Raw genomic sequence first — 23,235 nt, 5'->3', positions numbered from 1 at the left:
CTGCCGTCGGTTCTGTGCGACGCAGACGCTATCTGAAATCGTTTTCATTTCCAATACGACAGTTTTTCGATAGCCTGCAGCCCCCTGAGCATGAGAGGCGGAGTGTGATGACAGAGCTGACGCGAGGTCAGAGGGTCGGGCCCTACACGGTGCGGCACGCGAGAAGCGAGGACGTGCCCGGTGCCCGGAGGGTCATGCTGGACACCTTCTACCGGGAGTTCGACTACGGCTACGTGCCCGCCTGGCACCCCGACGTCATCGACCTCGACGGCACGTACCTGCGGCATCCGCGGCACACCCTCGTCGTGGCCGTAGGCGACGACGGCGAAGTGGTCGGCACCACCGCACTCACCTCCCGCGGCCCCGCCCACCCCCCGCACCCGCTCAGCCTCGTCGAGCGCTACCCCTCCGGACGGACCGCCCAGCTGCTCCGCGTGTACGTACGCCCCGAGCACCGGCGCCACGGGCTGGCCCGCGCCATGGTGCACACCGCCTGCGCGTTCGCCGCGTCCGTGCCCGGCTACGAGCGCATCTACCTGCACACCAACGTCGACATCCCCGGCGCGGAAGGCTTCTGGCGCAGCATGGCCACCGAGGTCTTCGACGCCCGCACCACCGGCGAGCACGGCGGATTCGGGACCGTCCACTTCGAGATCCCGCTCCCGGTACCGGAAGCCGGCCCCGGGCCGGTGACGGGACCGACCGGACCCGACCGCGAGCCGGCCGGGGTCATGTGACCCGTCGCTCCTCCAGCGGCGCCGGCCTGAGCGCGTCCTCCTCAACCCGGGGCAGGTGCGGTGTGTGGTTGACCAGACGGGCGGAGTTGCCGACGACCGCGATGCTGCTGACGTTCATGCATCCCCTCGCCGTCGTCGGCGCGGCCGCTGGCAAGCTGGCCCACTCTGCTGCCAGATGCCCGGATCCGCGCCGTCGCCGGCGACCGGCGCGACCAGGGCTGTCGCTGCCCTCATGGCGGTCCGCCCCCGTTCGGCCGGGCGCCGAGGTGGTGGGCGGGCGCCGCCGCGTCGGGTGCGCCGACGACCACGATCCGGCCCCGGACGCGTACGACGTCCACCTGGATCCCGTACAGCTCGGACAGCACGGCGGTCGTCATCACCTGCTCCGGCGGGCCGATGCGGAACCCGCCCCCGGCCAGGTAGAGCACCCGGTCCGCCGGCCCCAGGACCGGATTGATCTCGTGGGTCACGAAGACCACGGCAGTGCCTGCGGCCCGGCGCCGCCGGGCCACCAGGTCCGTCACCGTGCGCTGGTGCTGGAGGTCGAGGGAGAGCAGCGGCTCGTCGCACAGCAGGACCCGCGGATCCGTGGCCAGCGCCTGCGCGACCCGCACCCGTTGCTGCTCCCCGCCAGAGAGCAGGCCGACCGGGACGTCGGCGTACGGCAGCGCGCCAACAGCGTCGAGCAGTTCCTCAACCCTCCGACGGGCGGCCCGCCGGCCGAGCGGCAGCCCCCACCGGCGCCCTTCGAGGCCGAGCCGTACGAGGTCCCGGGCGCGCAGCAGCGTGTGCGCGGGCAGCGACTTCTGCTGCGGGACGTAGCCCATGAGCCCGCCCGCGCGGTGCGGCGGGCGGCCGAGGACCGAGACGTATCCCGCGGTGAGCGGCTGCCGGCCCAGCAGGACACGCAGCAGGCTGGTCTTGCCCGACCCGTTGGGTCCCAGCACGGCCAGGAACTCTCCGGGCCGGACCTCGAGGTCCAGGTCCCGCCACAGCATGCGGTCGCCGTAGGCCAGTGCGGCCCCGCGAAGACTGATCACCGGCGGGGCGTCGTCGACGCCACCGGCCACCTCTGCCGGGAGCGGCTGGCGCGCGAGGGAGCCGGTGTGCTCCATCACCGCTCCGGAGCACGGTCGAGGGCGGTGATGTTGTCCGTCATCCAGCGGAGGTAGTCCGTGCCCTGTGGAAGGGTCTCCGTCACCGGCACCACGGGAATCCGGTTGTCCTCGGCGGCCTTGCTGACCTTCTCCGTTTGCGGTCCGCTGGTCTGCTCGTTGCAGACCAGGGCCTGCACGTGCCGGCCGGTGAACAGGTCGAGCGTCTCTTGCAGAACCCTGGGTGGGACCTCGTCGCCCTCCTCGACGGCCTCGCTGAAGGCCGCGGGCGTCTTGTTCACCAGGCCGCAGGCCTCGGTCAGGTAGAGCGGGACGGGCTCGGTGACCGCTACGGGGGTACCGGCGCGGCGAGCCTCGATCCGGTCCGTCCGCGCCTCCAGCCCGGCCAGCTCGTCCTTGAAGACCTGCGCGTTCTTCCGGAAGGCGTCGGCGTCGGCGGGTGAGACCCTGCCGAGGGCCTGGGCGATCCGGTCGGCGAGGCGACCCATCGTCGGCAGGTCGTACCAGACGTACTCGTTGAACTCGCCTGTGGCATCGGGCTCCCTACCCGAGACCTGGACGGCATCGATCAGCTCGGCCGAGGAGTTGTCGGAGCTGCGTAGCATCCGGCCGACGAACTCGCCGTAGCCGCCGCCGTTCTCGACGACCACCTGGGCACGGGAGAGTTGCAGCTGGGTGCGCGTACTGGCCTCGTAGGAGTGCGGATCCTGTGCGGGATCGCTGATGATCGACACGACGGCGACACGCCCACCCCCGACCTGCCGGACGAGGTCCCCGTACACGTTCCTCCCGCGCGGCCGGACCCTCCAGTGGAGACCCGGGCCGGCCGCCCCCGGATCCGCTTGCCGGTTCAGCGACCGGCGTACGGCAGCAGGGCCATCTCGCGCGCGTTCTTGATGGCGGCGGCGAGGGCCCGCTGCTGCTGGGCGGTCACCCGGGTGACGCGGCGGCTGCGGATCTTCCCGCGGTCGGAGATGAACTTACGCAGCAGGTCGGTGTCCTTGTAGTCGATGTACGTGACCCCGGCCGCGTCGAGCGGGTTGGGCTTGGACTTGACGGGCTTGTGAGTGGCGGGGCGTCGGGCCATGGCGGCTTCTCCTTGCACGAAACGTTTCGATGACGGCCTCGGCAGGCCGTGAACAGGTGGTGGAGACGGGGGTCAGGCGGCGTCGAGGAGGGAGTCGAAGGCGGCTGGCAGGTCCTTCCAGGCCTCGCGCCCCGACAGGTACTCCGCCTCCGTCAGCAGGCAGGAATCGAGGAGCTGTTCCAGCCCGTCCCGGTCGAGACCGGGTGAGGTGAAGACGAGGTGCTGGCAGCAGTCGCCGTGGTCGGGGTGCCAGTCCAGGGCCGCGGCGGCCCGCCGCATCGGCGGGACCATCTCCCAGGCGGCGTCGGGCAGTGACGCCAGCCACGGGCCGGCGCTCTCCACACACAGCGCGCCGCCCGCGGCGTCCCAGGCCAGCAGGGTGTCGGGGCGGTCGGCGAGCCAGAACCGGCCACGGCTGCGGGCGGCGGCACAGCACAGGTCCTCCAGCGCCTCGTACAGGCGCTCGGGGTGGAAGGGCCGCCGGCGGTGCCATACCAGCGTGGTCACGCCGGCCTCGTCCGCCTCCTGCGGCAGCAGCGCACACGCCGGGTGCTGGGCCGCTGCCGCGGCCTCGACGTCGAAACCGGCGAACGCTGCCCGCGCGAGTTCGACGGAAGCGGCCGCCACGCGCCGTGCGGTGGGGTGCAGTTGAACGAGCAGCGCCCGGTCCTCATCGTCGGCTTCCTCGCTGTCGACGAGCGCGAGTACGGGGGCGTATTCCAGCTGGCGGGCCCAGGTGTCGCCGACGGTCCGCTGGTCGGTGGGGGCGGCGGCGAGGCCGGCTTCGGCCAGGTCGTCGCCGTTGGCGAGGCAGGGCAGGACGAGCGCGGGGTCCACGGCGGTGATCACGTTCGTCAGCACCAGACGGTCCGCGCCATGCCCGGCGACGACCTCCGCCATGGCCTTCGGCTCGACCGAGTCCCACAGCTCGACCACGGCGAGCCGGGTCAGGCCGCTGTCCGCCATCCGCTCCAGTTCGGGGACGAGGTCCTCGCGCAGTGCGCAGCACGCGCAGTCGTTGACCAGCAGGGTCTCACCGCGGGAGAGGGTGCCGGAGGCGTCGCGGATCAGGCGGTGCACGGTGCCGTCGGGCGCGGCCGACAGGTCGTGGTGCAGCGCCACACTCCCGGGAACGGTCCGCAGGAGCTGCTCGACGACCTCCCGCCGGGCTTCGGAGTGCATCCCGGCGACGATCACGACGGGGAGCTGGTGTTCACGGTCCATCAGCGGGCTCCGTAGCGGCGCTCGAACTTCTCGACGCGGCCGGCGGTGTCCATGACGCGTGCGGTGCCGGTGTAGAAGGGGTGGCTGGCGGAGGAGATCTCCACGTCGACCACCGGGTAGGTGTTGCCGTCCTCCCAGTCGACGGTCTTGTCGCTGGTCATCGTGGAGCGGGTGAGGAAAGCGGTGCCGGAGGCGGTGTCGCGGAAGACGACGGGGCCGTAGGCGGGGTGGATTCCGGGCTTCATGGCAGGAACCTTTCGGTGGTGGGTCGGGGTTGCGGGGCGGTCAGCGCTCTTCGCGGAAGTCGACGTGGCGCCGGGCGACGGGGTCGTACTTGCGCAGCACCAGCCGGTCGGGGTCGTTGCGCCGGTTCTTGCGGGTGACATAGGTGAACCCGGTGCCCGCCGTGGAGCGGAGCTTGATGATCGGGCGGATCTCGTTGCGTGCCATGCCGCTAGTATATGACAATGGTTTCCATTACCAACACGCCCACCCACTGAGAGAGGCGACAGATCCATGTCGGCCCACTGTCAACTGACCGGCGCCAAGCCGGGATTCGGCAACAACATCTCCCACTCGCACCGGCGCACCTCGCGCCGCTTCGACCCGAACATCCAGCACAAGCGCTACTGGCTGCCCAGCGAGGGCCGCAACGTACGCCTGACCCTGAGCGCCAAGGCGATCAAGACGGTGGACGCAATAGGCATCGAGGCCGCCGTCGCCCGGATCCGAGCCCGAGGGGTGAAGGTCTGATGGCGAAGAAGAGCAAGATCGCGCAGAACGAGAAGCGCAAGGAGATCGTCCAGCGGTACGCCGCTCGCCGGACCGAGCTCAAGGAGATCATCCGCCGGCCGTCTTCCAGTGCGGCCGAACGCGACGCCGCTCTCGCCGAACTGCGCCGACAGCCACGCAACGCCAGCGCCACCCGCGTACGCAACCGCGACAGCGCGGACGGCCGCCCCCGCGGCTACCTGCGCAAGTTCGGACTCTCCCGCGTACGGACGCGGCAGCAGGCCCACGCGGGATTCCTGCCCGGCGTGACCAAGTCGTCCTGGTAGGCGAACCCAGCCGCACATAACCCCTCTATTGAAAATGATTACCGTTAGAGGTTAGGGTGCGTCGGTCCGCGTGCGGCACCCCTACGGGCAAGCAAGGGGGGCTCCGCGGGGTGCCGCACGCGGACTCACCAATCAGCCGTGCCATCACGGCGGAACAACATCAGCCAACCGAACCGAGGAACTTCACCATGGCCGTCCCCAAGCGGAAGATGTCCCGCAGCAACACCCGTCACCGCCGCGCCCAGTGGAAGGCGACGACTCCCCAGCTGGTGCCGGTCACCGTCGACGGTTCCGTCTACCAGGTCCCGCAGCGCCTGGTGAAGGCGTACGAGCGCGGCCTCATCCACCCCGAGGGCTGATCCCGTGACCTCGTACGACCGCCTGCCGGTGACCGTCCTGTCCGGTTTCCTCGGCGCGGGAAAGACGACCCTGCTCAACCACGTCCTGGGCAACCGCGAGGGCCTGCGCGTCGCGGTGATCGTCAATGACATGAGCGAGGTCAACATCGACGCGGCGCTCGTGCGCGGTGGCGAGGCGGCGCTCTCGCGTACCGAGGAGCGACTGGTCGAGATGACCAACGGGTGCATCTGCTGCACCCTGCGCGACGACCTGCTGGAGGAGGTAGACCGGCTCGCCCGCGAGGACCGCTTCGACTACCTGCTCATCGAGTCCAGCGGCATCTCCGAGCCCATGCCGGTCGCCGCGACCTTCTCCTTCCCCCGGGACGACGGCGCCACCCTCGGGGACCTCGCCCGCCTCGACACCATGGTCACCGTCGTCGACGCCGCGAACTTCCTGCGGGAACTCGAAGGCGGCGACGAACTGGCCGCGCGCGGCCTCGCCGCCTACGAGGACGACGAACGCACCATCAGCGACCTGCTCGTGGACCAGGTCGAGTTCGCCGATGTCATCATCCTCAACAAGCTGGACCTGGTGAATCCGGACCGGGCCGCACGCCTGCGGGCCGCGCTGACCCGGCTGAACCCGGCCGCCCGCGTCGTGCCCGCCGTACGCGGACACGTAGCCCTCGAACACATCCTGGGCACCGGCCTGTTCGACGTCGAGAAGGCACAGCAGGCGCCGGGCTGGGTCCAGGAACTCAACGGCGACCACGTCCCCGAGACCGAGGAGTACGGAATCTCCTCGGTCGTGTTCCGCGCCGACGCGGCCTTCCACCCCGGCAGGCTGTGGACGTTCGTCACCAAGGGCCTCGACAGCGGCACGTTCGGGCGGATCCTGCGCTCCAAGGGCTTCTTCTGGCTCGCCAGCCGCCCCCGTGTGACCGGACTGTGGTCCCAGGCCGGCGCCGTCGCCCGCTTCGAACCCTCCGGCACCCGCGGACCCGGCACCGCACAGGGCCAGGAGCTGGTCTTCATCGGCGCCGGCCTGCGCCACGAAGCCCTCCTCGCGGCACTGGACGCCTGCCTGCTCGCGCCGGGCGAACCCGTACCGCATGACGACGAGTTCCCCGCCTGGGAGACGTACGGAAACGACGACACCTGCGACCTCCACGAGCACGCCGCCGAGGCGGCCTGAGACTCCGGGCCGGGATGGGGGTCCCCCCTGCGCCCTCGACCGAGGTCGCGCACGGCCCCAGCGACCGAGGCCAGGCCAGGCCAGCGAGACCGTCGCGATCTCGCCGGCTGCGGAACCTTGCTGAGCACTCCGCCGGGGACACGGAATGTGCCGCGCTCGCAGGTCGTGCATGCCGCAAGGCCCCGGATTCGGGCATGTCGGCGACACGAGCAGCAGGTACGCACAGCTTCGGCCGTACACCCTGCCGGGGTCGCTCGGGGGACTGAGCGGGCCGGTGGAGGGCCGCGTGATCCTGCCCCGGCACCTGGACCGGGGCCCGCACTACGCATACGGCCTGGCCGACGACGCCGATGTGCTGCTGATGTACGAACGGGTGATCCGCGAGGCACAAACGCCCGAGGACCTGCACGCCCACCCCGATGCCGACGTGCTGCGGAGCCACTGGCGGACCCTGTTCCCGCCCTGCCCTGCGCGGGCCGCCTGGGAAGCCCGGTTCCCCGAACTCGCCAGTGCGTCGGCGGCGGCCGCGTAGTCGAAGACCTGCACCACCGGCTCATCCGCCTCGGCCTGGAAGCACTCGCCGAGGACTTCGGCTACCGGCTCGCCGGCGGATACGCCGTCCAGGCCCACCACCTCGTCAGCCGGGTCAGTGACGACGTCGACCCCTTCACCCCGATCGGACGCGCCGAAGGGGAGCTGCCGCAGGCGATCGCACGTCTCGCCGAGGCCTAGCGGAAGGCCGGGAACCTGGTCCAGGTCACCCAGCAAGCACAGGTGCATGCGCGCCTGCACGTCACCGATCGAAGCCTGTCTGTCGGTCCTCGAACCCCTCTCCAGCCGCAAGCCGGGTGCCGAGGACCTCAAGCCGTTCATCCACGGCTTGAGCCCCTACGGACCCAGCTACTGAGCGCCCACTCTGCGGTCTTCCGGGCCCGGATGCCACACCTGACAGCCCGCCCGCCGCCGCAACCAGCGACGGGGGAAGTGACCCCATTTCCTTCAAGTCTCGGCAAAGTCAGACCGCGGCAACGGAGCTCGGCACCCAGCGCTACCTGCACGATCACAGCCCTGACACCACGTCAGAACGAGCGTCAATTGAGCGTCACGAGCGTCAAGAGGGGCTCCGAGGCCCGCCGCCACAAAGGATCTCGCCGTATGGCATTTGAAATGCCATACTCGTGTCATGGCTGACGAAGACACCGAGTTCCCTCCCGGCGACGGCCCCAGCAGCGGCATCTCCGTCTCCCTGACCGCCGGCACCCTGCAAGCAATCCGCGAGCGGGTCGGTAAGCGGGGTGTGTCCGCGTACCTGGAGAGGGCCGCGCAAAGGCAGATCGAGCGTGACAACCTGGACGAGCTGATCGCCGACTTCGACGAGACCAACGGCCCCGCCGACCCGGAGGCTGTGGCCGCCAAGCGCGCCAAGCTCACCGGCGGCTCCTCCTCCGGAACCGGGGTGGCCGCGTGAGCGGCGCCCTCATCCTGGACAGCGAGGGCCTGGTCAAGGCCGTTCAGCGCGACCGCGAGGTCCACGAGTGGCTCACCGCCGCCCGCGACGCCGACCTTCCGGTGATCACCTCGGCCGCGGTGCTCGTCGAGGTGATCCATCCCCGAATCAACGACGCCGCCCTGAAGTGGACGCTGTCCCGGCTGCGGGTCGAGCCGGTCACCCAGGCCCTCGCCCAGTCCGCCGCTGCCCTGCTGCGCGCGGCCGGACTGCACGGCCACAAGTACGCCATCGACGCCATGCTCTGCGCCACCGCCCTGGCTCACCCGGGCCGAGTCACGATCCTGACCTCCGACGTCGAGGACATCGGCATGCTCACCGCCGACCACCTACGCGTCACCGCCGAGAAGGTCTGACGGGCACCGCCCCTGGCACTACGCCGTACATCAGTTCCAGCACCGAACGGGGTCATCCCAACGGCCTGGACCGTTCTCCTCTCGCTGACCTCCTCGAGATTGCGATCCAGCCCCTACGCGTCCCCGCCCTCGCGGCCACCGCGGCGCGGCGGCGTCGCGGGACCGGCGGGGATCAGGAGGGCTGCTCCATCCAGGCGTCGGGGCCCGGGTCGCCGCCTTCGGCGCGGACCGTGAGGCGGTCGACGTAGTGCTGCCAGCCCTCGGCGTGCGCGGCGCACGCCTCGGGGGATGGGAGTCCGGTGTGCACCAGGCGCAGCACAGTGCCGTCGGCGACGGGCTCCAGGGTGATCTCCACTGTGCTGGAGCCCGGCGGGACGGGCATGGCCGCGTTCTCCCAACCCCAGGTGAAGACGATCCGCTTGGGCGGGTCGACAGTGAGGAAGCGGCCGGAGGCGACGTTCTCTCCGGTGACGCGCGTGCGGTAGGAGCCGCCGGGTTCGAAGGAGAAGGTGCCGTCGGCGCCCATCCAGGACAGCCACTTCTCACGGTCGGTGAAGAAGCCGAAGACAGTCTCGGGGCGGGCCGCGATGTGCCGTTCCAGGGTGACCGTGTCGGTGGGCGTCGAGGGGGTCGTCATGAGGGGTTCTCGTGCCCGTCGCGGTCGGGTCCCGCATCGCGTTCACCGCCCGATTCCTCGGCCGACGCCTCGCCTACACGTACGAGGTCACCGCGTACGAGCCCGGCCGGAGGCTGGTGATGCAGACCAGCTCGGGCCCCTTCCCCATGGAGACCACGTACACCTGGGAGCCGTACGGGGAGCACGGCGATCACACCCGCATGACCCTGCGCAACCGCGGCGAACCCCGCGGCTTCGCCTCGCTGGCCGCCCCCGCAATGGCGGTCGCCATGCGCCGCGCCCAGAGCAAGGACCTGGCCCGCCTCAAGGCCCTCCTGGAGCGGAACACTTGAGTGCGGTCCAGGCGCGGGCCGGGTCACGTGACCTCGGAGTGCCGTCACTTGGGCGGGAGCGAGCTCGCGAAACCCACCGCTGTGTCGATCCAGTGGTCGATGACCTCGTCCTGCGCGAGCGCGGGGCCGCCGACGGTCACCCAGCCGCGCATCGGCTTGCCGGTGAAGTCCATCGGGCGGGCCTCCGGGCGGGCCAGGGCTTCCTCGGTGCGCTCGGGCCCCACCCGGGCGATGAGCTCGTCACCGACCACGCCCACCGTCATGTTGCCACCCAGCAGAAAGGCCAGGCCGCCGAACATCCGCTTCTCGGTGAGACCCGACCGCTCGCCGAGCCGCTCCCTGATCCGCTGGGCCAGGCCTTCGTCGTACGTCATGGATCCCACTCTCCCGCACGGCCCGACGGCGCGCCGCGCGGGAGAGGGTGCGGCCGCCGCGTTCGACTCGTGGATCGGGCAGCTCGCCGAACGGCTCACCGCCGCCGGTCTCTCACCGCACGAGGCCAATGACCTGGCCGCCATGCTCATCACCCTTCTGGAAGGCGCCCACGTACTGTGCCGCGCCTCCGGAACCCTCGAACCCTTCGAGCAGACCGCGCGCACGGCTCTCACGCTCGCACAGAGCCGGTACCTGAGCGCCTGAGCGCGGCCCACCGGGCGAGGACCGATCGGGGGACTTAACGTGGTGCATGGGTGGACGCCGCGAGTCACGGCGCCCCGGCGCTCGCGCCACGCGTCCGCGCAGTGGCGGAGGACCCGGTGGGGTTGCCCGGGTGAGGCAGTCCCCAGCCGTACGGGGACGGAGAGGAAGTACGCATGCACCCCACTCGAACGGGCCGGAGGCGGAGGTTCGCACCGACTCTGGGAGCCGCATTCGCTCTGACGCTGGTCGGTCTCGGACCCGCCACCGCTTCAGCGGCAGCCGGACAGGCTGCCGGCAAGGCCGAGTCGCTGAAGGTCGTCCTGCTGGAGAAGGACCCCGTCTTCGGCGACATGAACGCCATGACGCCCGGTAAGGTCCTGCTGTTCGAAGAGCCCGCCGTGGACCAGCAATCGGGGAAGCCCGTCGGAGACTCGCTGACCCGGATTCAGCTACTGAAGGACGGCAGCTTCCTCCTGGACTGCACCGTCCGGCTGGCCAAGGGCAACCTGGTCTTCAGCGGCGGTGAGGAGTTCGCGAACCTGGAGAAGAAGGTGACCTTCGCGGTCATCGGCGGAACCGGGCAGTACAGCGGAGCCACAGGCCAGGTGGAAAGCACGCCCACCACCGTCCAAGGACAGAAGGCGGCACTCCTGGACTTCCAGCTGCGCGGCTGAGGCAGCCCCCGCTTCCCGAGAAGGGCGCGCCAACCGGAGGCATCGGAGGTGTCGCGCCTTCACGCTTGCCGTCAGGCTGAACGTTGCGGCAGCCGGGCGGCCAGCAGGAGTTCGGCCGTCGCCTTGGCCGTCAGGGCACTGGCAGGCGATCGGTCGAGGTGGGCGGCCGCGATGGCGCCGTCGCACAGTTGGACCAAGGCGGCGACCAGTTCGCCGTTCTCCCCCGCGTCGAGCGGTTGCAGGAGGCGGGTGAACAGGGTCGGCAGCCAGGCGCGGTCGTAGGCGATGACGGCCTGAATGCCCTCGTGATGGGGGTATTCGGCTGCGGCGTTGGTGAAGGGGCAGCCACGGAAGCCGGGCTGGGAGATCGCCTCGTGGAAGACGTCGAAGACGGCCAGGACCCGGGCGGCCGGCTCCTGAGCCCGCACGTCGGCCTCCCGTGCCACATGTTCGCGCCAAGTGTCGGTGCGGCCACGGAGGTACGCCTCCACCAGGTCTTCCTTGGTACGGAAGTGGACGTACATCGATGACTTCGCGACGCGGCTCTCCGCGATGACGCGGTCGATGCCGACCGCGCGGATGCCCTCGGCGTAGAACAGCTCGTCCGCTGTGGCGAGCAGCCGTTCGCGTACCGACGGAACTCCTGACTTGTGGCCCATGGCAGCAGTATCGAACGAACAGATCTGTTTGACAACACAGATGGGCGCTCCTACCTTGATCAAACCGAACAGACAGATCTGTTCGATCCGACTCCAAGGAGCCTCGATGTCCCGCGTGCACCTCATCGACCCGGCCACCGCGACCGGTGCTGCCGCCGAACAACTCGAAGCCACCCGGCGGACGTTGGGCGTCACCCCCAACATGGCCAGGGCCATGGCCAACAGCCCGGCATCCCTCAAGGGCTTCCTCGGCCTGTTCGGCGCCCTGCAGGAGGGCGTCCTCTCCGCCGCCATACAGGAGCGCATCGCTCTCGCCGTCGCCGAGCTCAACGGCTGCAGCTACTGCCTGTCCGCCCACACCATGGTGTCCCGGAACGTCGCCAAACTCTCCGACGAGGAGATCGAGGCCGCCCGGCGGGGAACGAGCGCCGACCCGAAGGCCGCCGCCGTACTGCGGCTCGCCGTTGCGGTCACCGAGACCCGGGGGCGGATAGGCGACGACGTCTTCGCCGCCGCCCGCGACGCGGGCCTGACCGACGAGGAGATCGTCGAGACGATCGCCAACACGGTCCGCAACATCTTCACCAACTACGTCAACGAAGCACTGGACGTCGACGTCGAGTGGCCGCTCGTCACGCCCTTCGCCGCTGTCGCCGGCTGATGCCAGGCCGCGGGGCCACTTCTTGCGAAGCGGGCCCCGCGCCGGTCTCCGTAGCGGCGACGGAGCTCAGTCGGCGATGGCGATCTTGCCGCTGACCGAGGCCGTGGCCGGCTCGGCGGCCATCATCGCCAGCCGGGCCGGACTCACCTTCAACGACTCCCTCGTCCACCTCGCGCCGCTGTGCGCAGTCCTGACCGTCGTCCTGCTGGCCCTGTGCCGGGTGCTGTTCGCTCGCGCCTTCGTCTACGACGAGAAGCGCGCCGCCGAGCTGATGGAGCTGCGCGAACGCGAGGCCATCACCGACCCGCGGCGCCTTGCGCAGGGCCTGGGCGTCCTCGCGCTGGTCGTCGCCGGGTTCGTGCTGCATCCCGTACTCCACTACGAGCCCAGCGTCGTCGCCCTCCTCGGCGCCGGCCTCCTCATCGCGATCTCCAAGGTCGAAACCGGCGAGGTCCTCGGCGAGGTGGAGTGGCCCACCCTCGCCTTCTTCGCCGGGCTCTTCGTCATGGTCGGCGCCCTCATCGAGACCGGCGTCATCGGAACCCTCGCCGGCTCCCTCGCGGACGCCATCGGCGGCGACGAACTCGGCGGCTCCATGCTGCTGCTCGGCGGCTCGGCCGTACTCTCCGGGATAGTCGACAACATCCCCTACGTCGCCACCATGGCCCCCATCACCAGCCAGCTCGTCACCGACATGGGCGGCGACCCCGACCACGTCCTGTGGTGGGCCCTGGCCCTCGGCGCCGACCTCGGCGGCAACGCCACCGCCATCGGCGCCTCCGCCAACGTCGTCGTCCTCGGCATCGCCGAACACAACCGCCAGCCCATCAGCTTCTGGCAGTTCACCAGATACGGCCTCGTCGTCGCCGCCGTCACCATCGCCGTCTCGCCCCTGTACCTGTGGCTGCGGTACTTCGCCTTCGCGTGAGGGCTCCCCGGTGTCTCCCGGTCCGCCACGTCTTCCCCCGATCCCGATCCGGATGTACGCGCGCCCCTGACGCGACGACCAGGGTGACACGGGCACAAGGGTGACTGCGGGCACGGCATCAGTCACGGGCCGGCGTGGGTCACGCTGCCTGCAGGGCCGCCGCTCCGAAGGACACGTTGAAGCGGTCGCACCAGATGGTGACGCTGGTGTAGTCGGCGACGTTCACGTCGGCCGGGATCTCGTAGTTCTGGTCGCCCTTGTTGCCCTTGAGCTTGCCCAGGCTGACGTACTTGCCGTCGTCGAAGACGTCCCAGCCCTCCTTGCCCTCCTTCACGGGGGCGTCGGTCAGCCAGACGCGCAGGTCCGGGCCATTGCTGGTGTCGAGGTTCTCCAGCCGGAGCGTGCGGGAGCCGTCGGGGAGCCGGATGAGCTTCACGGTGCCCGTGGTGGCGTGCTCGTGGCTGATGAGGGCGCCCTGGGAGAGGGTCTGCGGACCGGGAGGGGAATTCGTGGGGGCCGCCGTCGACGAGGAGCTGGGCCCCGGAACGGCGGGGGCGGTCGGCAGAGCCTCGTTGACCGTGTCGTTCTGCCAGAGCTTCCACGGCTGGAACAAGTACAGCCCGACGCCCAGCACCGCCAGGGCCGTGATCAGTGCACCTGCGATAGGCCATCTGCGTCGTTTCCTGTCTTGCACTGCCGCTCCTTCACCGTGACACGACTCATCCGTCACATGCATTCAACGGGGTGATCGCCAGGGCTGCCAGACCAGTCGTGGTGACGATTCCCTTACGGACTGGGCGCCGGCGGGTAGTGGTCCACACCGCGGCCGCGGTCGCCAGGGCCGACGCACCAAGGGCGTGCAACTCAGACTCCGGCCGTCCGGGCAGGACCACGCCCGAGCAATTCCGCCAAGCCTCGTCGGGTGGCAGCCAGGACGACGCGGTCATCCGGCCGGAGGAGATAGCCAGGGTGCAGCTCCCACACCAACCCCGGCCGCTGCCCGCCGCCGTCGGCGAGGGCGGTCGCGAGGTCGGGGCGACGGTCCTGCGGAGCGGCCGTGTCCAGCGCGATGACACGCCAGGCGCCGGGACGGAAGGATTCGGCGACGGTGCGGCCCTCCAGCTGCGGATGGCCCGCCACCTCCACCGCCGCGAACAGCAGCACCTTGCGCTCCACCGGAATCGCGCCGAGCACCTGTCGGCCCATCATCGCCCCCGCGAACGCGGGCGCGGCAAGGTGCGTGACGCTGCGGCTGCGGGTGAGGGCCGCCGGGTGTGCGGCACGCAGCGTGCGGTAGACGGCGGTGGCGAAGTCGTCGTCGTACAGCCGAAGCACCACCCGGAGGTCGGCCTTCACCGACCGGGCGTACAGGGACGCTTCCAGATTGGTGATGTCCGAGCTGGTCAGGGCGAGCAGCGTGCGTGCCCGGTGGATGTGGGCAGCCTCCAGCACGCCTTCCTCGGTGACGTCCCCGAGGACCACGGGCACGCGCAGGCGGCGGGCCAGGGCGAAGCCGCGGGCCTCGGGGTCGGACTCCACGCACACCACCGGGATCTCCAGCTCCCGCAGCCGCGCCAGCACTCGCGCCCCGATCTTGCCCAGCCCGAGCAGCACCACATGCCCGGAGAGGCTGCGCGGCGGGCGGCGCAGGACCGTCGCCGTACGGAACGCACCGAGGCCCTCCAGCGCGGCTGCCACAAGGACCGGCAGCAGGAGCAGGCCCACGAACCCGGCCAGGATCTGCAACGTCTTCCGCTCGGGCGGCTCTCCCACAGCGGGGTCGTTGATCGAGAAGATGTCGAGCAGGGTGATGTACGCGGCGTGCAGCGGATGGTCCCCCGTGGTCAGCCAGGACGCCGTGGCGAGCGCTGCCACGGCCGCGACGATGCCGGCCAGCGACCACCGCAGCCGCCGCGAGAAGAGGGAGGCCATCGGCAGTGATGCCGCGGCCAGCCTGGCCCCCGAGGTCATCGGCGCGGCGTGGGAGACCGCCTCCAAGGCCACGATGCCGCGCCCGGTCGCGGCGGCCACGGCCCGGTCGTCGGGCAGCAACTGCGGCGCCCGGTCCCCACTGAGCTCGGACCCCTCGCTGCCGGCCGGATCGCTGGACGTGGCCGACAGCAGCGCCAGCGTGCACAGCCCCGGATCGGCCACCTCACCCCGTCCCGGAGGAGTGCGCTCCACCGCCCGCAGCAACAGTCCGTCCGCCTGGATCACCTTGCTGGTGCCGGCGACGGCGCTGGCCGCCAGTGCGGGGGCGGCCGTGTCGGCGTCCGACAACACGGTGGTGGACGAGTCCAGCTCACGCAGGTCGATCCCGGGTTCGGCGACGATCGCAGCCTGGTCGAGGAGGTCCTCCAGGTACTGGCCGAGCTTCCGGTTGTACAGGCGGATCACCAGACGAAGGCGGGGGTTGAGCCGCCGGGCCATCAGCGCGGCCCGCACGTTCGTGTCGTCGTCCTCGTACACGAGCGCCAGCGCGGAGGCCCCGGCCACCCCCGCAGCGGCCAGCACCTCCTCATCCGGCTCCGCCGCCTCCATCCGGTGGAGCTCGCGCGGGCCGTGCTCCCCCGCGACCGCCGCGCGTGTCCTCGGCGTCGGCATACGCCCCAACAGCCCGCGCCCCGGGCTCGGCCGGTTCCCTCCACCCGGCTGCGGCTCGCCGGCCGCCGGTACCACGAGCGTCACCTGCTCCCGGTACACATCGCGGAGCTCGGCGGCCAGGCGGTGGGCCAGGCCGTCGTCGCCGCACACGACCATCCGGCCTGCTGTGCGGGCGTGTTGAGAGTGCGCAGATATCGAGGACACGATCACAGGATGCCGTGCCGGATCCGCTCCCGCGCACCCCACCGCCTCTACGGCGTCGTCGTCATGCCCGCGCGCTTGATCATGTCTTTGACGCCGGCAGCACTGCCGGATGCACGCGATCGCGTTTCGGCGTATCCGAGGCAGAGCCGTTTGGTGGAATCGGCCGGAGCTGCCCAGCCCTCCCGTCCTTTGTGGCAAATGTATGAGGGGTGGCTGCCGCCTGCCCGACGTTCGGCGGCGGCCCCGTCGCTCGTAGGGAGCCTGTGTGAACACCTCTGGTTCTGGGCCGGCCGGTACCGCTGAGGACTGGAACAGCGGCCAGTGAGCGGCGTCTTCCCCTGGGCCGTGGTGGGCCCTGCGTCCTCGACACCGGGCAGCTCAAGGACCACGCCGGCTGAGCCCTCGTCGCCGCCGGAACCACCTTCGGGGTCCCTCCCGCTCACGGGGCAATGACATCGTGCCGGTGCGGTGAAGTCGATGCCTTCGCGTCTCCGATTCGGCCGATCAGGGCGGCGAAGGCGTCGAGGACGCGTTGCAGGCCGAAGGAGTAGGCGTGGGCGGGGTCGTAGGCGCTGCTGTGTGCGGCGCCCGCGGCTGCGCCGACGCGGGTCCGGGAGCTGAGGTGGGCGGGTTGTACGACGACGAATCCGGCTGCCGCCGCAGTGGTCACACGATCAGCCCGTCAGGTCACCGAGGAACCGAGGTGAACCGCCATCCTCTCGGGGAGGGCAGCGACGTGCGCACCCTCATCAGCCGGGCTGCCGCCGTGGCGCAGGCAACGCCGAAGACCAGCGACGCAAGGAACGCGAGGTGCCTGGAGAAGCCCTCGATGAGCGGGAAGACCTGCCAATGGGTCAGGTAGACGTAGAGCGAGCTGGAAGCCAGGAGGCCGGCCACACGGTTGATGCCTTCGCGGCTGGGCATGGCCGGTACCCAGACGAGGAGGGCGAATCCGGCGACGATGATCGCCTCACGGCCGGGGTCGCCGGGGAAGAAGCCGGGCATGGTGACCAGTGCCGCGGCGGTCACCAGGAGGCGCTGACGTGCGGAGGCGGCCTTTGCCGCCGCCCAGCCGAGCGCGAACAGCCAGAAGACGGTGACGGCGTCCGGCATGTGGTCCCGGTCCGGAAGACCCAGCAGGTCGTAGCGGGTGAGCAGGCCAAAGGCCGCGAGAGTCACGGGCAGGCCGTAGGGGAAGCGTCGCTCCGCCCGGTCGAAGAGCGGGAGCGCCAAGAGGGCGACGGCCGCGATCAGAATGAAGACCAGCGCCTCGATGAACCAGAACTGCATGCCCGTCTTGAGTTCGGGCGGCCCGAGCACGCTCTCCAGCAGGACAAGGTTGGCCCAGCTGTAGTCGTCGGTGAGCAGGAGCATCAGGCCGATCCAACTCAGCGCCGGCAGGGCGGTTCGCGCGATGCTGGTGCCCGCCCGCCGGATGCGTTCGCCCCGCGCGACGTCGACGAGCTGGAAACGCGCGAAGTTGTATCCGGCGACGGCGAGGAGAATGTGGGCCCCGCCCTTGATGCCGAAGACGTGGATGTGCGAGCCGACGATGCAGAAGATCGCCATGGCCCGCAGGGCGACGCTGGTCTCCAGAGGTCGCTTCTTCACGGACGGGTCTCTGCGCCCCGGGGCGAAATCGCGGATCGCCGTCGTATGCCAGCCGGGCGGCAGGTGACCGAGGCGTTCTTCGATGTGCAAGGACATCTCGACGTACGAGAGCGAGTCGCCGCCGAGGCTGACGAAGGTGCTGTCGGGCGTGACGTCGGGCCGGTCGAGCACCCGCGCGTAGAGCCGGCAGAGGTCCTCGGTGCTGTTGCCCGTGCCGCTCGGCCCGGTATCGGGCGCCTCGCTGCCGGCCTGTTGCCCCAAGGCGCGAACCGCCTGGTAGTCGGGCTTGCCACCGGCCAGCCGGGGCAGGTCGGCGAGCATACGGACCCGGACGGCGCGGGGCGGCAGGCCGCACGCGCCCGTCACGAGTGAGCGGATCCGGCGCTCGTCGCCGTCGGAGCCGACGGCGGCGACCGTGAGGGCTTCGTCGTCGCCGGCGCACAGGGCGCTGACCCCGTGCCGTTCGAGCATCGCCTCGACCTGTGCCGGGTCGATCCGCAGGCCGATGACCTTCGCGAACCGGCTGCGCCGGCCGACGATTTCGTACAGTCCCTCGGGAGTCCGGCGGGCGATGTCACCGGTGTGCAGCTCCCGCACGGCCCGGCCGTGTGCGAGGTCCTCTGGCGTGTGGGCGTAGCCGAGCATGACGTTGGGGCCGCTGTAGACCAGCTCGCCGGTGTCCCCCGCGGGCCAGCCGTCCACCGGGTCCAGACGGAAGGAGCCACCGGGGACGGGGATCCCCACGGCCTGCGAATGGGTCTCGGCCAGGGCCGGCGGCAGGTAGGCCATGCGCGCGGTGGCCTCGGTCTGGCCGTACATGGCGAACAGCTCCCAGCCGGCGGCGCGTCCGAGGGCGGCATAGCGGCCGACCCGTTCGGGCGCGAGGCGTCCACCGGCCTGGGTGACGTACCGCAGGTGGGGCAGCTCCATGGTGGAGAAACCGACGCGGTCGAGCAGGTCGAAGGTGTACGGGACGCCGGCGAAGGTGCTGCCGCGGCCTGCGCGGAACAGCTCCCAGAAGCACGGGTCCGCGACCGACAGGTCGGTGAGGATCAGCCCGGCGCCGCTCAGCAGGTGGCTGTGGACGACGGAAAGGCCGTAGCAGTAGTGCAGGGGCAGCGTCGTGGCGGCGCGGTCGGTGTCGCGGATGTCCAGGTACTGGGCGATGGACTCGGCGTTGGCCTGCAGATTGCCGTGCGACAGCCGGACCAGCTTGGGCGATCCGGTCGAGCCGGACGTACTCAGCAGCAGGGCGAGGTCGGGGTGAAGGCTGTGGGCGGTGACGGGGCGCCGCTCGTCTAGCACCCACTGCGTGCCGACGGGGCGGGCCACGATGTCCGGGTCGTAAGCATCGACGAGCCCCTGCACTGCCTCGGGGTGGTCGGCCGGCGCGAGCAGCACGGGGTGTCCGGCGGTGAGGGCGGCGAGGTGGATGACGAGGGCTTCGACCGTGTTGGCGCCCGCCAGCAGGACCAGGCGGCGTTCACGCCCGAGGCGGCACGCCATGGCGTCCACCAGCGCGGCCAGCTCGCGGTAGGTCAGCCGGCCGTCTGCCGTGATGAGTGCCGGGCGGTCGCCGTGGGCGGCGAGCTCACGGGCGAACGGGACGGTGTTGAGGCCGGGAACGAGGGCGGAGCGGGCTGTCACGAGAGCGCATCTTAGGAAAGGCTTACCTCTATGAATAGTCACAGTGCGGTCACGTCCACACCATGAAAGATCCACAAGGATTTCACCCGGCGGCTCGACCCCTCCACCGGCCCGGCGCGACCAAAACGTTGCAGGCCACCACTTGACCTTTAGGTTAGCTTTACCTTACCTATAGTGCGTTCACAGGTTTCTGCTGCACGTGCAGGAAGGCATTTCATGCGACGCCCTCTGGTCCACCGCCTGGCCGCGCTCACCGCGGCAGCGCTCCTCGTACCCGCTCTGGCGAGCTGTGGCACCGACGAGGAGGACGCCGGGCTTGTGATCTACTCCGGCCGCAACGAGAAACTGGTCAAGCCCCTGCTGGACGAATTGGAGCAGGCCGTCGGCACCTCCGTCGCCGTCCGCTACGGGGAAAGCGCCGAACTCGCCGCCCAGATCCAGGAAGAGGGCGGGAAGACCAGGGCCGGCCTCTTCTTCTCCCAGGACGCAGGAGCTCTTGGTGCCCTTTCCACCAAGGGCCTTCTGCAGCAGCTGCCTCAGCAGTCACTCGACAAGGTGGACCCGGCGTTCCGCGGTCACGCCGGCGACTGGGTGGGAACCTCCGGGCGGGTACGCGTTCTGGCGTACAACCCCGACCAGGTCGCCAAGGCGCCCGACAGTGTCCACGACCTGGTCAAGCCGGAGTGGAAGGGCAAGATCGGGTACGTACCCACCAACGCCTCCTTCCAGGCCTTCGTCACCGGCATGCGCGTCCTCGAGGGCGACGACGCGACCCGCACCTGGCTCAAGGGCCTCAAGGCCAACGATCCCAAGGTCTACGACAACAACCTCAAGGTCCTCGACGGAGTCGGCAAGGGTGAGGTCTCGCTCGGCCTGATCAACCACTACTACTGGTACGAGCAGGTCGCCGAGAAGGGCGAGAACAAGGTCAAGGCAAAGATCCACTTCCTGCCCGGCGGCGATCCCGGCGCGCTCGTCAACACGGCCGGAGTCGGCATCATCAAGGGCAGCGACCAGGCCCCCGTGGCACAGAAGGCCGTCGACTTCCTGCTGTCGGAGAAGGCGCAGAAGTACTTCGCCGACGACACCAAGGAGTACCCCCTGGCCGCCGGCGTGACCAGCACCGTCAAGGACCTGCCGCCGCTGGACTCCCTCAACGCCCCCAAGATCGACCTCGGCAAGCTGGAATCGCTTCAGGAGACTCTGAAGATGCTCCAGGACGTCGGGATGGTCTGAGTCGGTGCCGCACCCCAGCGATCCCGCTGCCCCGGCCAGTTCCCCCGGGGCGGTAGAAACCGCGGCGCGTCCGGCCGGGAGGTTGCTTCCGGCCGCACGGCCGCGTACGAGCCGTCCGAGGGCCTCGAGGCGACCTCCGGCCCTCCTGCTCGTCCTCGCCGCGCTCGCCGCGGTGTTCGCCCTGCTGCCGCTCGCCTACCTCGCCGTGCGCTCCCTGGAACGGGGCCCCGGATTCGCCTGGGGCGTCGTCGCCGACGAGCGGACCTTCCTGCTCCTCGGCCGCAGCCTCGGGCTGGCCGCCGTCGTCGTCTCGGCGTCGCTCGTGCTGGGCATGTCCCTGGCGTGGCTCACCGTGCGCACCACGCTGCCCGGGGCGCGGCTCTGGTCCGTGCTGGCGACTTTGCCCCTGGCCGTGCCCAGCTACGTCGCAGCCTTCACCTGGCTGTCCGCCTTCCCCGATCTGGCGGGGTTCACCGGGGCGGCGGTCGCCCTGACCCTGGTGAGCTTTCCGTACGTGTACCTCCCCGTGACCGCGGCGCTGCGCGGCTCCGATCCGGCCCAGGAAGAGGTCTCCCGTTCACTGGGGGTCGGACCGCTGCGAACGTTCGTGCGGGTCACGCTGCCCCAGCTCCGTCCGGCGGCCGCGGGAGGCGCGGTGCTGGTCGCGCTGTACGTGTTCTCCGACTTCGGCGCCGTGTCGCTGATGCGGTACGACACCTTCACCCGCGGCATCTACACCTCCTACCGGGCCAGTTTCGACCGCACCCCCGCGGCCGCGCTCAGTGTGGTCCTCGTCGTGATGACCATCGCCCTCGTCGCCGTCGAGTCGCGGACCCGCGGCCGCGCCGGACACTCCCGGACCGGAACCGGCACCGCGCGACCCTCCGTTGCGGCGCCGCTCGGCCGGTGGCAGGCGCCCGCGCTGGCCTGGTGCGCGGCGGTCACGGCCGTCGCCGTGCTCATGCCGCTGGCCACCCTCGCCTACTGGCTCGCCGTCGGGAACTCCGCCACATGGGACCCGGCCACGCTCCTCGATACCGCCGGCACGACCCTCGGCGTGGCCGCTGCGGGCGCGGCGCTCACCACCTGCCTCGCTCTGCCCGTCGGCGTGATCGCCGCCCGGTACCGCGGCCGGACGGCGCACTTGCTGGAACAGTCCGCCTACGCCGGGCACGCCCTGCCGGGAATCACCGTCGCACTGTCACTGGTCTTCTTCGCGGTCCGCTACGCCGAACCGCTGTACCAGGAGCTCCCCCTGTTGGTCTGCGCGTACGCCGTGCTGTTCCTGCCCGTCTCGGTGGCCGCCACGCGCGCCGCGGTGCTGCAGTCCCCGCCGGTGTTGGAGGACGTCGCGCGCTCGCTGGGCCGCAGTCCCCTGCGCGTGCTGCGCGAAGTCACCGTGCCGCTCGCCGCGCCCGGGGTCGCGGCCGGGGCGGCCCTGACCTTCGTCGTCTGCATGAAGGAGCTCCCGGCGACGCTGATGCTGCGCCCCACCGCCATGGACACGCTCGCCACCAGGCTCTGGACGGAGACCGGCACCGGCTCCTTCGCCGCCGCCGCACCGTATGCCGCCGCGCTGATCCTGCTGGCCGCCATCCCCTCCTACCTCCTCGGGAGGCACCGCACATGACCGACCTTCAGATCAGCGGAGTGTCGAAGGCGTACGGCCCTGACTCCGCCGTCCTCGACCGGCTCGACCTGACCGTCCCCGGCGGCACCCTGGCGGCCGTACTGGGCCCCTCCGGCTGCGGAAAGACGACGCTGCTCCGGATCATCGCCGGTTTCCTGCGCGCGGACGCCGGCACCGTCTGCCTCGGCGGCCGCACACTGGCCGGTCCGGGAGTGCACCTGCCCCCGGAACGGCGCCGCATCGGCATCGTCCCCCAGGAAGGGGCGCTCTTCCCGCACTTGAACGTGGCCCGCAACGTGGCCTTCGGGCTGTCCCCACGCGACCGGGCCGAGCGGCGGTCACGTACGGAGGAGATGCTCGACCTCGTCGGGCTCGGCGGGTACGGCGACCGCATGCCGCACGAGCTCTCCGGAGGCCAGCAGCAACGCATCGCCCTCGCGCGCGCCCTGGCGCCGGAGCCCGCCCTGGTCCTGCTCGACGAGCCGTTCAACGCTCTCGACAGCGCCCTGCGCGCAGGAGTCCGTGCAGATGTACGGGCCGCCCTGCGCGCCACCGGAGCCACTGCCCTCCTCGTCACACACGACCAGCAGGAAGCCCTGTCCACTGCGGACCTCGTGGCGGTCGTACGCAACGGCAGGATCGCCCAGTGCGACACCCCGCAGGATGTCTACCGCAGGCCCGCCGACCCCTGGGTGGCCCGCTTCGTCGGCGACGCCGTGCTCGTCCCCGCGACCGCCGACCACCGCACCGCGTCCACCCCGCTCGGGCAGCTCACCCTGGCGGCACCCGCCGCGGATCAGCGCGAGGGGACGGTCCTGCTGCGCCCGGAACAGCTGCACCTCAGCGACCGGTCCGGGGAGGTACAGGGGACGGTGACCGAGGTGGCGTTCTACGGCCACGACGCCATGGTCACAGTGGCCGTCGACGGCCTTGCGGAGCCGGTCGGCATCCGGGTCGGCGGATCCGTCGCCGTTCGGCCGGGCCAGCGCACCGGCATCCGGGTCACAGGCGAGGCCACCCTGCACCCATGACGCCTCGTCAGGAAACGGGGCGAGCGTGCGTCAAACATGCGTCACGTGCGTCGGATTTGCGTCAAGATATCGCCCGTAACGCCCACAGCACACATCACGCACACTCGACGAACCGCAGGTCA

31 protein-coding genes are annotated in these 23,235 nt (G+C 70.7%); 17 read left to right on the top strand and 14 right to left on the bottom strand.

Features of this window, described 5'->3' with window-relative positions:
• Nucleotides 1-107 precede the first annotated feature (107 nt).
• Nucleotides 108-737 carry a GNAT family N-acetyltransferase gene (locus ACGFYU_RS31305; RefSeq protein ID WP_393830683.1) on the top strand — a complete coding sequence of 210 codons (630 nt, stop codon included), beginning with the start codon at nt 108-110 and terminating at the stop codon, nt 735-737.
• On the opposite strand, the gene ACGFYU_RS31300 is transcribed toward ACGFYU_RS31305, so the two are convergent.
• The 7 genes from ACGFYU_RS31300 to rpmG all read right to left on the bottom strand — a co-directional run bounded on the left by ACGFYU_RS31300 (nt 730) and on the right by rpmG (nt 4,613).
• Nucleotides 730-855: a hypothetical protein gene (locus tag ACGFYU_RS31300; RefSeq protein WP_393830682.1), complete on the bottom strand. Its 126-nt coding sequence runs from the start codon at nt 853-855 to the stop codon at nt 730-732. The two genes, ACGFYU_RS31305 and ACGFYU_RS31300, sit on opposite strands and share 8 nt — an antisense overlap.
• 112 nt (nt 856-967) lie before the next feature.
• On the bottom strand, nt 968-1,852 hold the full coding sequence (locus ACGFYU_RS31295; protein WP_393830681.1) for a metal ABC transporter ATP-binding protein: 885 nt from the start codon (nt 1,850-1,852) through the stop codon (nt 968-970).
• The gene (locus tag ACGFYU_RS31290) at nt 1,852-2,634 is read right to left on the bottom strand and encodes a metal ABC transporter solute-binding protein, Zn/Mn family (protein WP_393830680.1); all 783 of its coding nucleotides are present in this window, start codon (nt 2,632-2,634) and stop codon (nt 1,852-1,854) included. The genes ACGFYU_RS31295 and ACGFYU_RS31290 overlap by 1 nt, the downstream gene beginning before the upstream one ends.
• A gap of 68 nt (nt 2,635-2,702) precedes the next feature.
• The gene (gene rpsR, locus ACGFYU_RS31285) at nt 2,703-2,939 is read right to left on the bottom strand and encodes a 30S ribosomal protein S18 (protein WP_393830679.1); all 237 of its coding nucleotides are present in this window, start codon (nt 2,937-2,939) and stop codon (nt 2,703-2,705) included.
• A gap of 72 nt (nt 2,940-3,011) precedes the next feature.
• A complete protein-coding gene (locus ACGFYU_RS31280; RefSeq protein WP_393830678.1) occupies nt 3,012-4,163 on the bottom strand; it encodes a CobW family GTP-binding protein in 1,152 nt (383 codons plus the stop codon).
• The gene (locus tag ACGFYU_RS31275) at nt 4,163-4,408 is read right to left on the bottom strand and encodes a type B 50S ribosomal protein L31 (protein WP_393830677.1); all 246 of its coding nucleotides are present in this window, start codon (nt 4,406-4,408) and stop codon (nt 4,163-4,165) included. Before ACGFYU_RS31275 ends, ACGFYU_RS31280 begins: the two co-directional genes overlap by 1 nt.
• A 40-nt stretch (nt 4,409-4,448) precedes the next feature.
• Nucleotides 4,449-4,613, bottom strand: coding sequence for a 50S ribosomal protein L33 (gene rpmG, locus ACGFYU_RS31270; RefSeq protein ID WP_037929581.1), 165 nt, complete (start codon nt 4,611-4,613; stop codon nt 4,449-4,451).
• A 66-nt stretch (nt 4,614-4,679) separates the two neighbouring features.
• Here rpmG and rpmB point away from each other — a divergent pair, with 66 nt between their 5' ends.
• The 8 genes from rpmB (at nt 4,680) to ACGFYU_RS31230 (ending at nt 8,620) form a co-directional block, all read left to right on the top strand.
• The gene (gene rpmB / locus ACGFYU_RS31265) at nt 4,680-4,916 is read left to right on the top strand and encodes a 50S ribosomal protein L28 (protein WP_249768188.1); all 237 of its coding nucleotides are present in this window, start codon (nt 4,680-4,682) and stop codon (nt 4,914-4,916) included.
• The gene (gene rpsN / locus ACGFYU_RS31260) at nt 4,916-5,221 is read left to right on the top strand and encodes a 30S ribosomal protein S14 (protein WP_393830676.1); all 306 of its coding nucleotides are present in this window, start codon (nt 4,916-4,918) and stop codon (nt 5,219-5,221) included. Before rpmB ends, rpsN begins: the two co-directional genes overlap by 1 nt.
• Before the next feature lie 188 nt (nt 5,222-5,409).
• Nucleotides 5,410-5,580, top strand: coding sequence for a 50S ribosomal protein L32 (gene rpmF / locus ACGFYU_RS31255; protein WP_037929589.1), 171 nt, complete (start codon nt 5,410-5,412; stop codon nt 5,578-5,580).
• A gap of 4 nt (nt 5,581-5,584) precedes the next feature.
• Nucleotides 5,585-6,757: a GTP-binding protein gene (locus ACGFYU_RS31250; RefSeq protein ID WP_393830675.1), complete on the top strand. Its 1,173-nt coding sequence runs from the start codon at nt 5,585-5,587 to the stop codon at nt 6,755-6,757.
• A gap of 286 nt (nt 6,758-7,043) precedes the next feature.
• Nucleotides 7,044-7,289, top strand: a complete 246-nt coding sequence (locus ACGFYU_RS31245; protein ID WP_393830674.1) for a hypothetical protein — start codon at nt 7,044-7,046, stop codon at nt 7,287-7,289.
• A 246-nt stretch (nt 7,290-7,535) separates the two neighbouring features.
• Nucleotides 7,536-7,664, top strand: coding sequence for a hypothetical protein (locus ACGFYU_RS31240; RefSeq protein ID WP_393830673.1), 129 nt, complete (start codon nt 7,536-7,538; stop codon nt 7,662-7,664).
• Nucleotides 7,665-7,940: 276 nt separating this feature from the next.
• The gene (locus ACGFYU_RS31235) at nt 7,941-8,225 is read left to right on the top strand and encodes a hypothetical protein (protein WP_393830672.1); all 285 of its coding nucleotides are present in this window, start codon (nt 7,941-7,943) and stop codon (nt 8,223-8,225) included.
• The gene (locus ACGFYU_RS31230; RefSeq protein ID WP_393830671.1) at nt 8,222-8,620 is read left to right on the top strand and encodes a PIN domain-containing protein; all 399 of its coding nucleotides are present in this window, start codon (nt 8,222-8,224) and stop codon (nt 8,618-8,620) included. Before ACGFYU_RS31235 ends, ACGFYU_RS31230 begins: the two co-directional genes overlap by 4 nt.
• A 172-nt stretch (nt 8,621-8,792) precedes the next feature.
• Here the strand turns inward: ACGFYU_RS31230 and ACGFYU_RS31225 are convergent, their stop codons facing one another.
• Nucleotides 8,793-9,257 carry an SRPBCC domain-containing protein gene (locus tag ACGFYU_RS31225; RefSeq protein ID WP_393830670.1) on the bottom strand — a complete coding sequence of 155 codons (465 nt, stop codon included), beginning with the start codon at nt 9,255-9,257 and terminating at the stop codon, nt 8,793-8,795.
• An 11-nt stretch (nt 9,258-9,268) separates the two neighbouring features.
• Here ACGFYU_RS31225 and ACGFYU_RS31220 point away from each other — a divergent pair, with 11 nt between their 5' ends.
• Nucleotides 9,269-9,589 carry an SRPBCC family protein gene (locus tag ACGFYU_RS31220; RefSeq protein WP_393830669.1) on the top strand — a complete coding sequence of 107 codons (321 nt, stop codon included), beginning with the start codon at nt 9,269-9,271 and terminating at the stop codon, nt 9,587-9,589.
• Between the two features lie 44 nt (nt 9,590-9,633).
• On the opposite strand, the gene ACGFYU_RS31215 is transcribed toward ACGFYU_RS31220, so the two are convergent.
• Nucleotides 9,634-9,963 (bottom strand): TfoX/Sxy family protein, encoded by a 330-nt coding sequence (locus tag ACGFYU_RS31215; RefSeq protein ID WP_393830668.1) that lies wholly within the window; start codon nt 9,961-9,963, stop codon nt 9,634-9,636.
• Between ACGFYU_RS31215 and ACGFYU_RS31210 the strand changes: the two genes are divergently transcribed.
• The gene (locus ACGFYU_RS31210; protein ID WP_393830667.1) at nt 9,962-10,228 is read left to right on the top strand and encodes a hypothetical protein; all 267 of its coding nucleotides are present in this window, start codon (nt 9,962-9,964) and stop codon (nt 10,226-10,228) included. The two genes, ACGFYU_RS31215 and ACGFYU_RS31210, sit on opposite strands and share 2 nt — an antisense overlap.
• A 173-nt stretch (nt 10,229-10,401) precedes the next feature.
• Nucleotides 10,402-10,902, top strand: a complete 501-nt coding sequence (locus ACGFYU_RS31205) for a hypothetical protein (RefSeq protein ID WP_393830666.1) — start codon at nt 10,402-10,404, stop codon at nt 10,900-10,902.
• A 71-nt stretch (nt 10,903-10,973) separates the two neighbouring features.
• Here ACGFYU_RS31205 and ACGFYU_RS31200 read toward each other — a convergent pair whose 3' ends face one another.
• The gene (locus tag ACGFYU_RS31200) at nt 10,974-11,561 is read right to left on the bottom strand and encodes a TetR/AcrR family transcriptional regulator (protein WP_393830665.1); all 588 of its coding nucleotides are present in this window, start codon (nt 11,559-11,561) and stop codon (nt 10,974-10,976) included.
• Nucleotides 11,562-11,667: 106 nt separating this feature from the next.
• On the opposite strand from ACGFYU_RS31200, the gene ACGFYU_RS31195 reads away from it, so the two are divergent.
• A complete protein-coding gene (locus tag ACGFYU_RS31195) occupies nt 11,668-12,222 on the top strand; it encodes a carboxymuconolactone decarboxylase family protein (protein WP_393830664.1) in 555 nt (184 codons plus the stop codon).
• 76 nt (nt 12,223-12,298) lie between these two features.
• Nucleotides 12,299-13,150 carry an SLC13 family permease gene (locus ACGFYU_RS31190; protein ID WP_393830663.1) on the top strand — a complete coding sequence of 284 codons (852 nt, stop codon included), beginning with the start codon at nt 12,299-12,301 and terminating at the stop codon, nt 13,148-13,150.
• A gap of 139 nt (nt 13,151-13,289) precedes the next feature.
• On the opposite strand, the gene ACGFYU_RS31185 is transcribed toward ACGFYU_RS31190, so the two are convergent.
• The 4 genes from ACGFYU_RS31185 to ACGFYU_RS31170 all read right to left on the bottom strand — a co-directional run bounded on the left by ACGFYU_RS31185 (nt 13,290) and on the right by ACGFYU_RS31170 (nt 19,216).
• Complete coding sequence (locus ACGFYU_RS31185) at nt 13,290-13,844, bottom strand: DM13 domain-containing protein (RefSeq protein WP_393830662.1); 555 nt, start codon at nt 13,842-13,844, stop codon at nt 13,290-13,292.
• A gap of 170 nt (nt 13,845-14,014) precedes the next feature.
• Complete coding sequence (locus ACGFYU_RS31180; protein ID WP_393830709.1) at nt 14,015-15,910, bottom strand: potassium channel family protein; 1,896 nt, start codon at nt 15,908-15,910, stop codon at nt 14,015-14,017.
• 487 nt (nt 15,911-16,397) lie between these two features.
• A complete protein-coding gene (locus ACGFYU_RS31175; protein ID WP_393830661.1) occupies nt 16,398-16,628 on the bottom strand; it encodes a hypothetical protein in 231 nt (76 codons plus the stop codon).
• A 17-nt stretch (nt 16,629-16,645) separates the two neighbouring features.
• Nucleotides 16,646-19,216 carry an AMP-binding protein gene (locus tag ACGFYU_RS31170; RefSeq protein WP_393830660.1) on the bottom strand — a complete coding sequence of 857 codons (2,571 nt, stop codon included), beginning with the start codon at nt 19,214-19,216 and terminating at the stop codon, nt 16,646-16,648.
• A gap of 216 nt (nt 19,217-19,432) precedes the next feature.
• Between ACGFYU_RS31170 and ACGFYU_RS31165 the strand changes: the two genes are divergently transcribed.
• The 3 genes from ACGFYU_RS31165 (at nt 19,433) to ACGFYU_RS31155 (ending at nt 23,113) form a co-directional block, all read left to right on the top strand.
• Nucleotides 19,433-20,452 carry an iron ABC transporter substrate-binding protein gene (locus ACGFYU_RS31165; protein ID WP_393830659.1) on the top strand — a complete coding sequence of 340 codons (1,020 nt, stop codon included), beginning with the start codon at nt 19,433-19,435 and terminating at the stop codon, nt 20,450-20,452.
• Nucleotides 20,453-20,534: 82 nt separating this feature from the next.
• Entirely contained in the window at nt 20,535-22,082 is a 1,548-nt protein-coding gene (locus ACGFYU_RS31160; protein WP_393830658.1) for an ABC transporter permease, read from the top strand.
• Nucleotides 22,079-23,113 carry an ABC transporter ATP-binding protein gene (locus ACGFYU_RS31155; protein ID WP_393830657.1) on the top strand — a complete coding sequence of 345 codons (1,035 nt, stop codon included), beginning with the start codon at nt 22,079-22,081 and terminating at the stop codon, nt 23,111-23,113. The genes ACGFYU_RS31160 and ACGFYU_RS31155 overlap by 4 nt, the downstream gene beginning before the upstream one ends.
• The last annotated feature ends 122 nt before the right edge of the window (nt 23,114-23,235 follow it).

Source organism: Streptomyces sp. NPDC048337 (genome assembly GCF_043201175.1).
Lineage (GTDB): Bacteria > Actinomycetota > Actinomycetes > Streptomycetales > Streptomycetaceae > Streptomyces.
This window is presented reverse-complemented; position numbering and strand designations above follow the sequence as displayed.

What these genes read in the sequence shown, in the direction of transcription:
- ACGFYU_RS31305 (WP_393830683.1), top strand. Translation starts at nt 108, where the DNA reads ATGACAGAGCTGACGCGAGGTCAGAGGGTCGGGCCCTACACGGTGCGG.
- ACGFYU_RS31300 (WP_393830682.1), bottom strand. Translation starts at nt 855, where the DNA reads ATGAACGTCAGCAGCATCGCGGTCGTCGGCAACTCCGCCCGTCTGGTC.
- ACGFYU_RS31295 (WP_393830681.1), bottom strand. Translation starts at nt 1,852, where the DNA reads ATGGAGCACACCGGCTCCCTCGCGCGCCAGCCGCTCCCGGCAGAGGTG.
- rpsR (WP_393830679.1), bottom strand. Translation starts at nt 2,939, where the DNA reads ATGGCCCGACGCCCCGCCACTCACAAGCCCGTCAAGTCCAAGCCCAAC.
- ACGFYU_RS31280 (WP_393830678.1), bottom strand. Translation starts at nt 4,163, where the DNA reads ATGGACCGTGAACACCAGCTCCCCGTCGTGATCGTCGCCGGGATGCAC.
- ACGFYU_RS31275 (WP_393830677.1), bottom strand. Translation starts at nt 4,408, where the DNA reads ATGAAGCCCGGAATCCACCCCGCCTACGGCCCCGTCGTCTTCCGCGAC.
- rpmG (WP_037929581.1), bottom strand. Translation starts at nt 4,613, where the DNA reads ATGGCACGCAACGAGATCCGCCCGATCATCAAGCTCCGCTCCACGGCG.
- rpmB (WP_249768188.1), top strand. Translation starts at nt 4,680, where the DNA reads ATGTCGGCCCACTGTCAACTGACCGGCGCCAAGCCGGGATTCGGCAAC.
- rpsN (WP_393830676.1), top strand. Translation starts at nt 4,916, where the DNA reads ATGGCGAAGAAGAGCAAGATCGCGCAGAACGAGAAGCGCAAGGAGATC.
- rpmF (WP_037929589.1), top strand. Translation starts at nt 5,410, where the DNA reads ATGGCCGTCCCCAAGCGGAAGATGTCCCGCAGCAACACCCGTCACCGC.
- ACGFYU_RS31240 (WP_393830673.1), top strand. Translation starts at nt 7,536, where the DNA reads ATGCGCGCCTGCACGTCACCGATCGAAGCCTGTCTGTCGGTCCTCGAA.
- ACGFYU_RS31235 (WP_393830672.1), top strand. Translation starts at nt 7,941, where the DNA reads ATGGCTGACGAAGACACCGAGTTCCCTCCCGGCGACGGCCCCAGCAGC.
- ACGFYU_RS31225 (WP_393830670.1), bottom strand. Translation starts at nt 9,257, where the DNA reads ATGACGACCCCCTCGACGCCCACCGACACGGTCACCCTGGAACGGCAC.
- ACGFYU_RS31210 (WP_393830667.1), top strand. Translation starts at nt 9,962, where the DNA reads ATGGATCCCACTCTCCCGCACGGCCCGACGGCGCGCCGCGCGGGAGAG.
- ACGFYU_RS31215 (WP_393830668.1), bottom strand. Translation starts at nt 9,963, where the DNA reads ATGACGTACGACGAAGGCCTGGCCCAGCGGATCAGGGAGCGGCTCGGC.
- ACGFYU_RS31205 (WP_393830666.1), top strand. Translation starts at nt 10,402, where the DNA reads ATGCACCCCACTCGAACGGGCCGGAGGCGGAGGTTCGCACCGACTCTG.
- ACGFYU_RS31200 (WP_393830665.1), bottom strand. Translation starts at nt 11,561, where the DNA reads ATGGGCCACAAGTCAGGAGTTCCGTCGGTACGCGAACGGCTGCTCGCC.
- ACGFYU_RS31195 (WP_393830664.1), top strand. Translation starts at nt 11,668, where the DNA reads ATGTCCCGCGTGCACCTCATCGACCCGGCCACCGCGACCGGTGCTGCC.
- ACGFYU_RS31190 (WP_393830663.1), top strand. Translation starts at nt 12,299, where the DNA reads ATGGCGATCTTGCCGCTGACCGAGGCCGTGGCCGGCTCGGCGGCCATC.
- ACGFYU_RS31180 (WP_393830709.1), bottom strand. Translation starts at nt 15,910, where the DNA reads ATGGTCGTGTGCGGCGACGACGGCCTGGCCCACCGCCTGGCCGCCGAG.
- ACGFYU_RS31165 (WP_393830659.1), top strand. Translation starts at nt 19,433, where the DNA reads ATGCGACGCCCTCTGGTCCACCGCCTGGCCGCGCTCACCGCGGCAGCG.
- ACGFYU_RS31155 (WP_393830657.1), top strand. Translation starts at nt 22,079, where the DNA reads ATGACCGACCTTCAGATCAGCGGAGTGTCGAAGGCGTACGGCCCTGAC.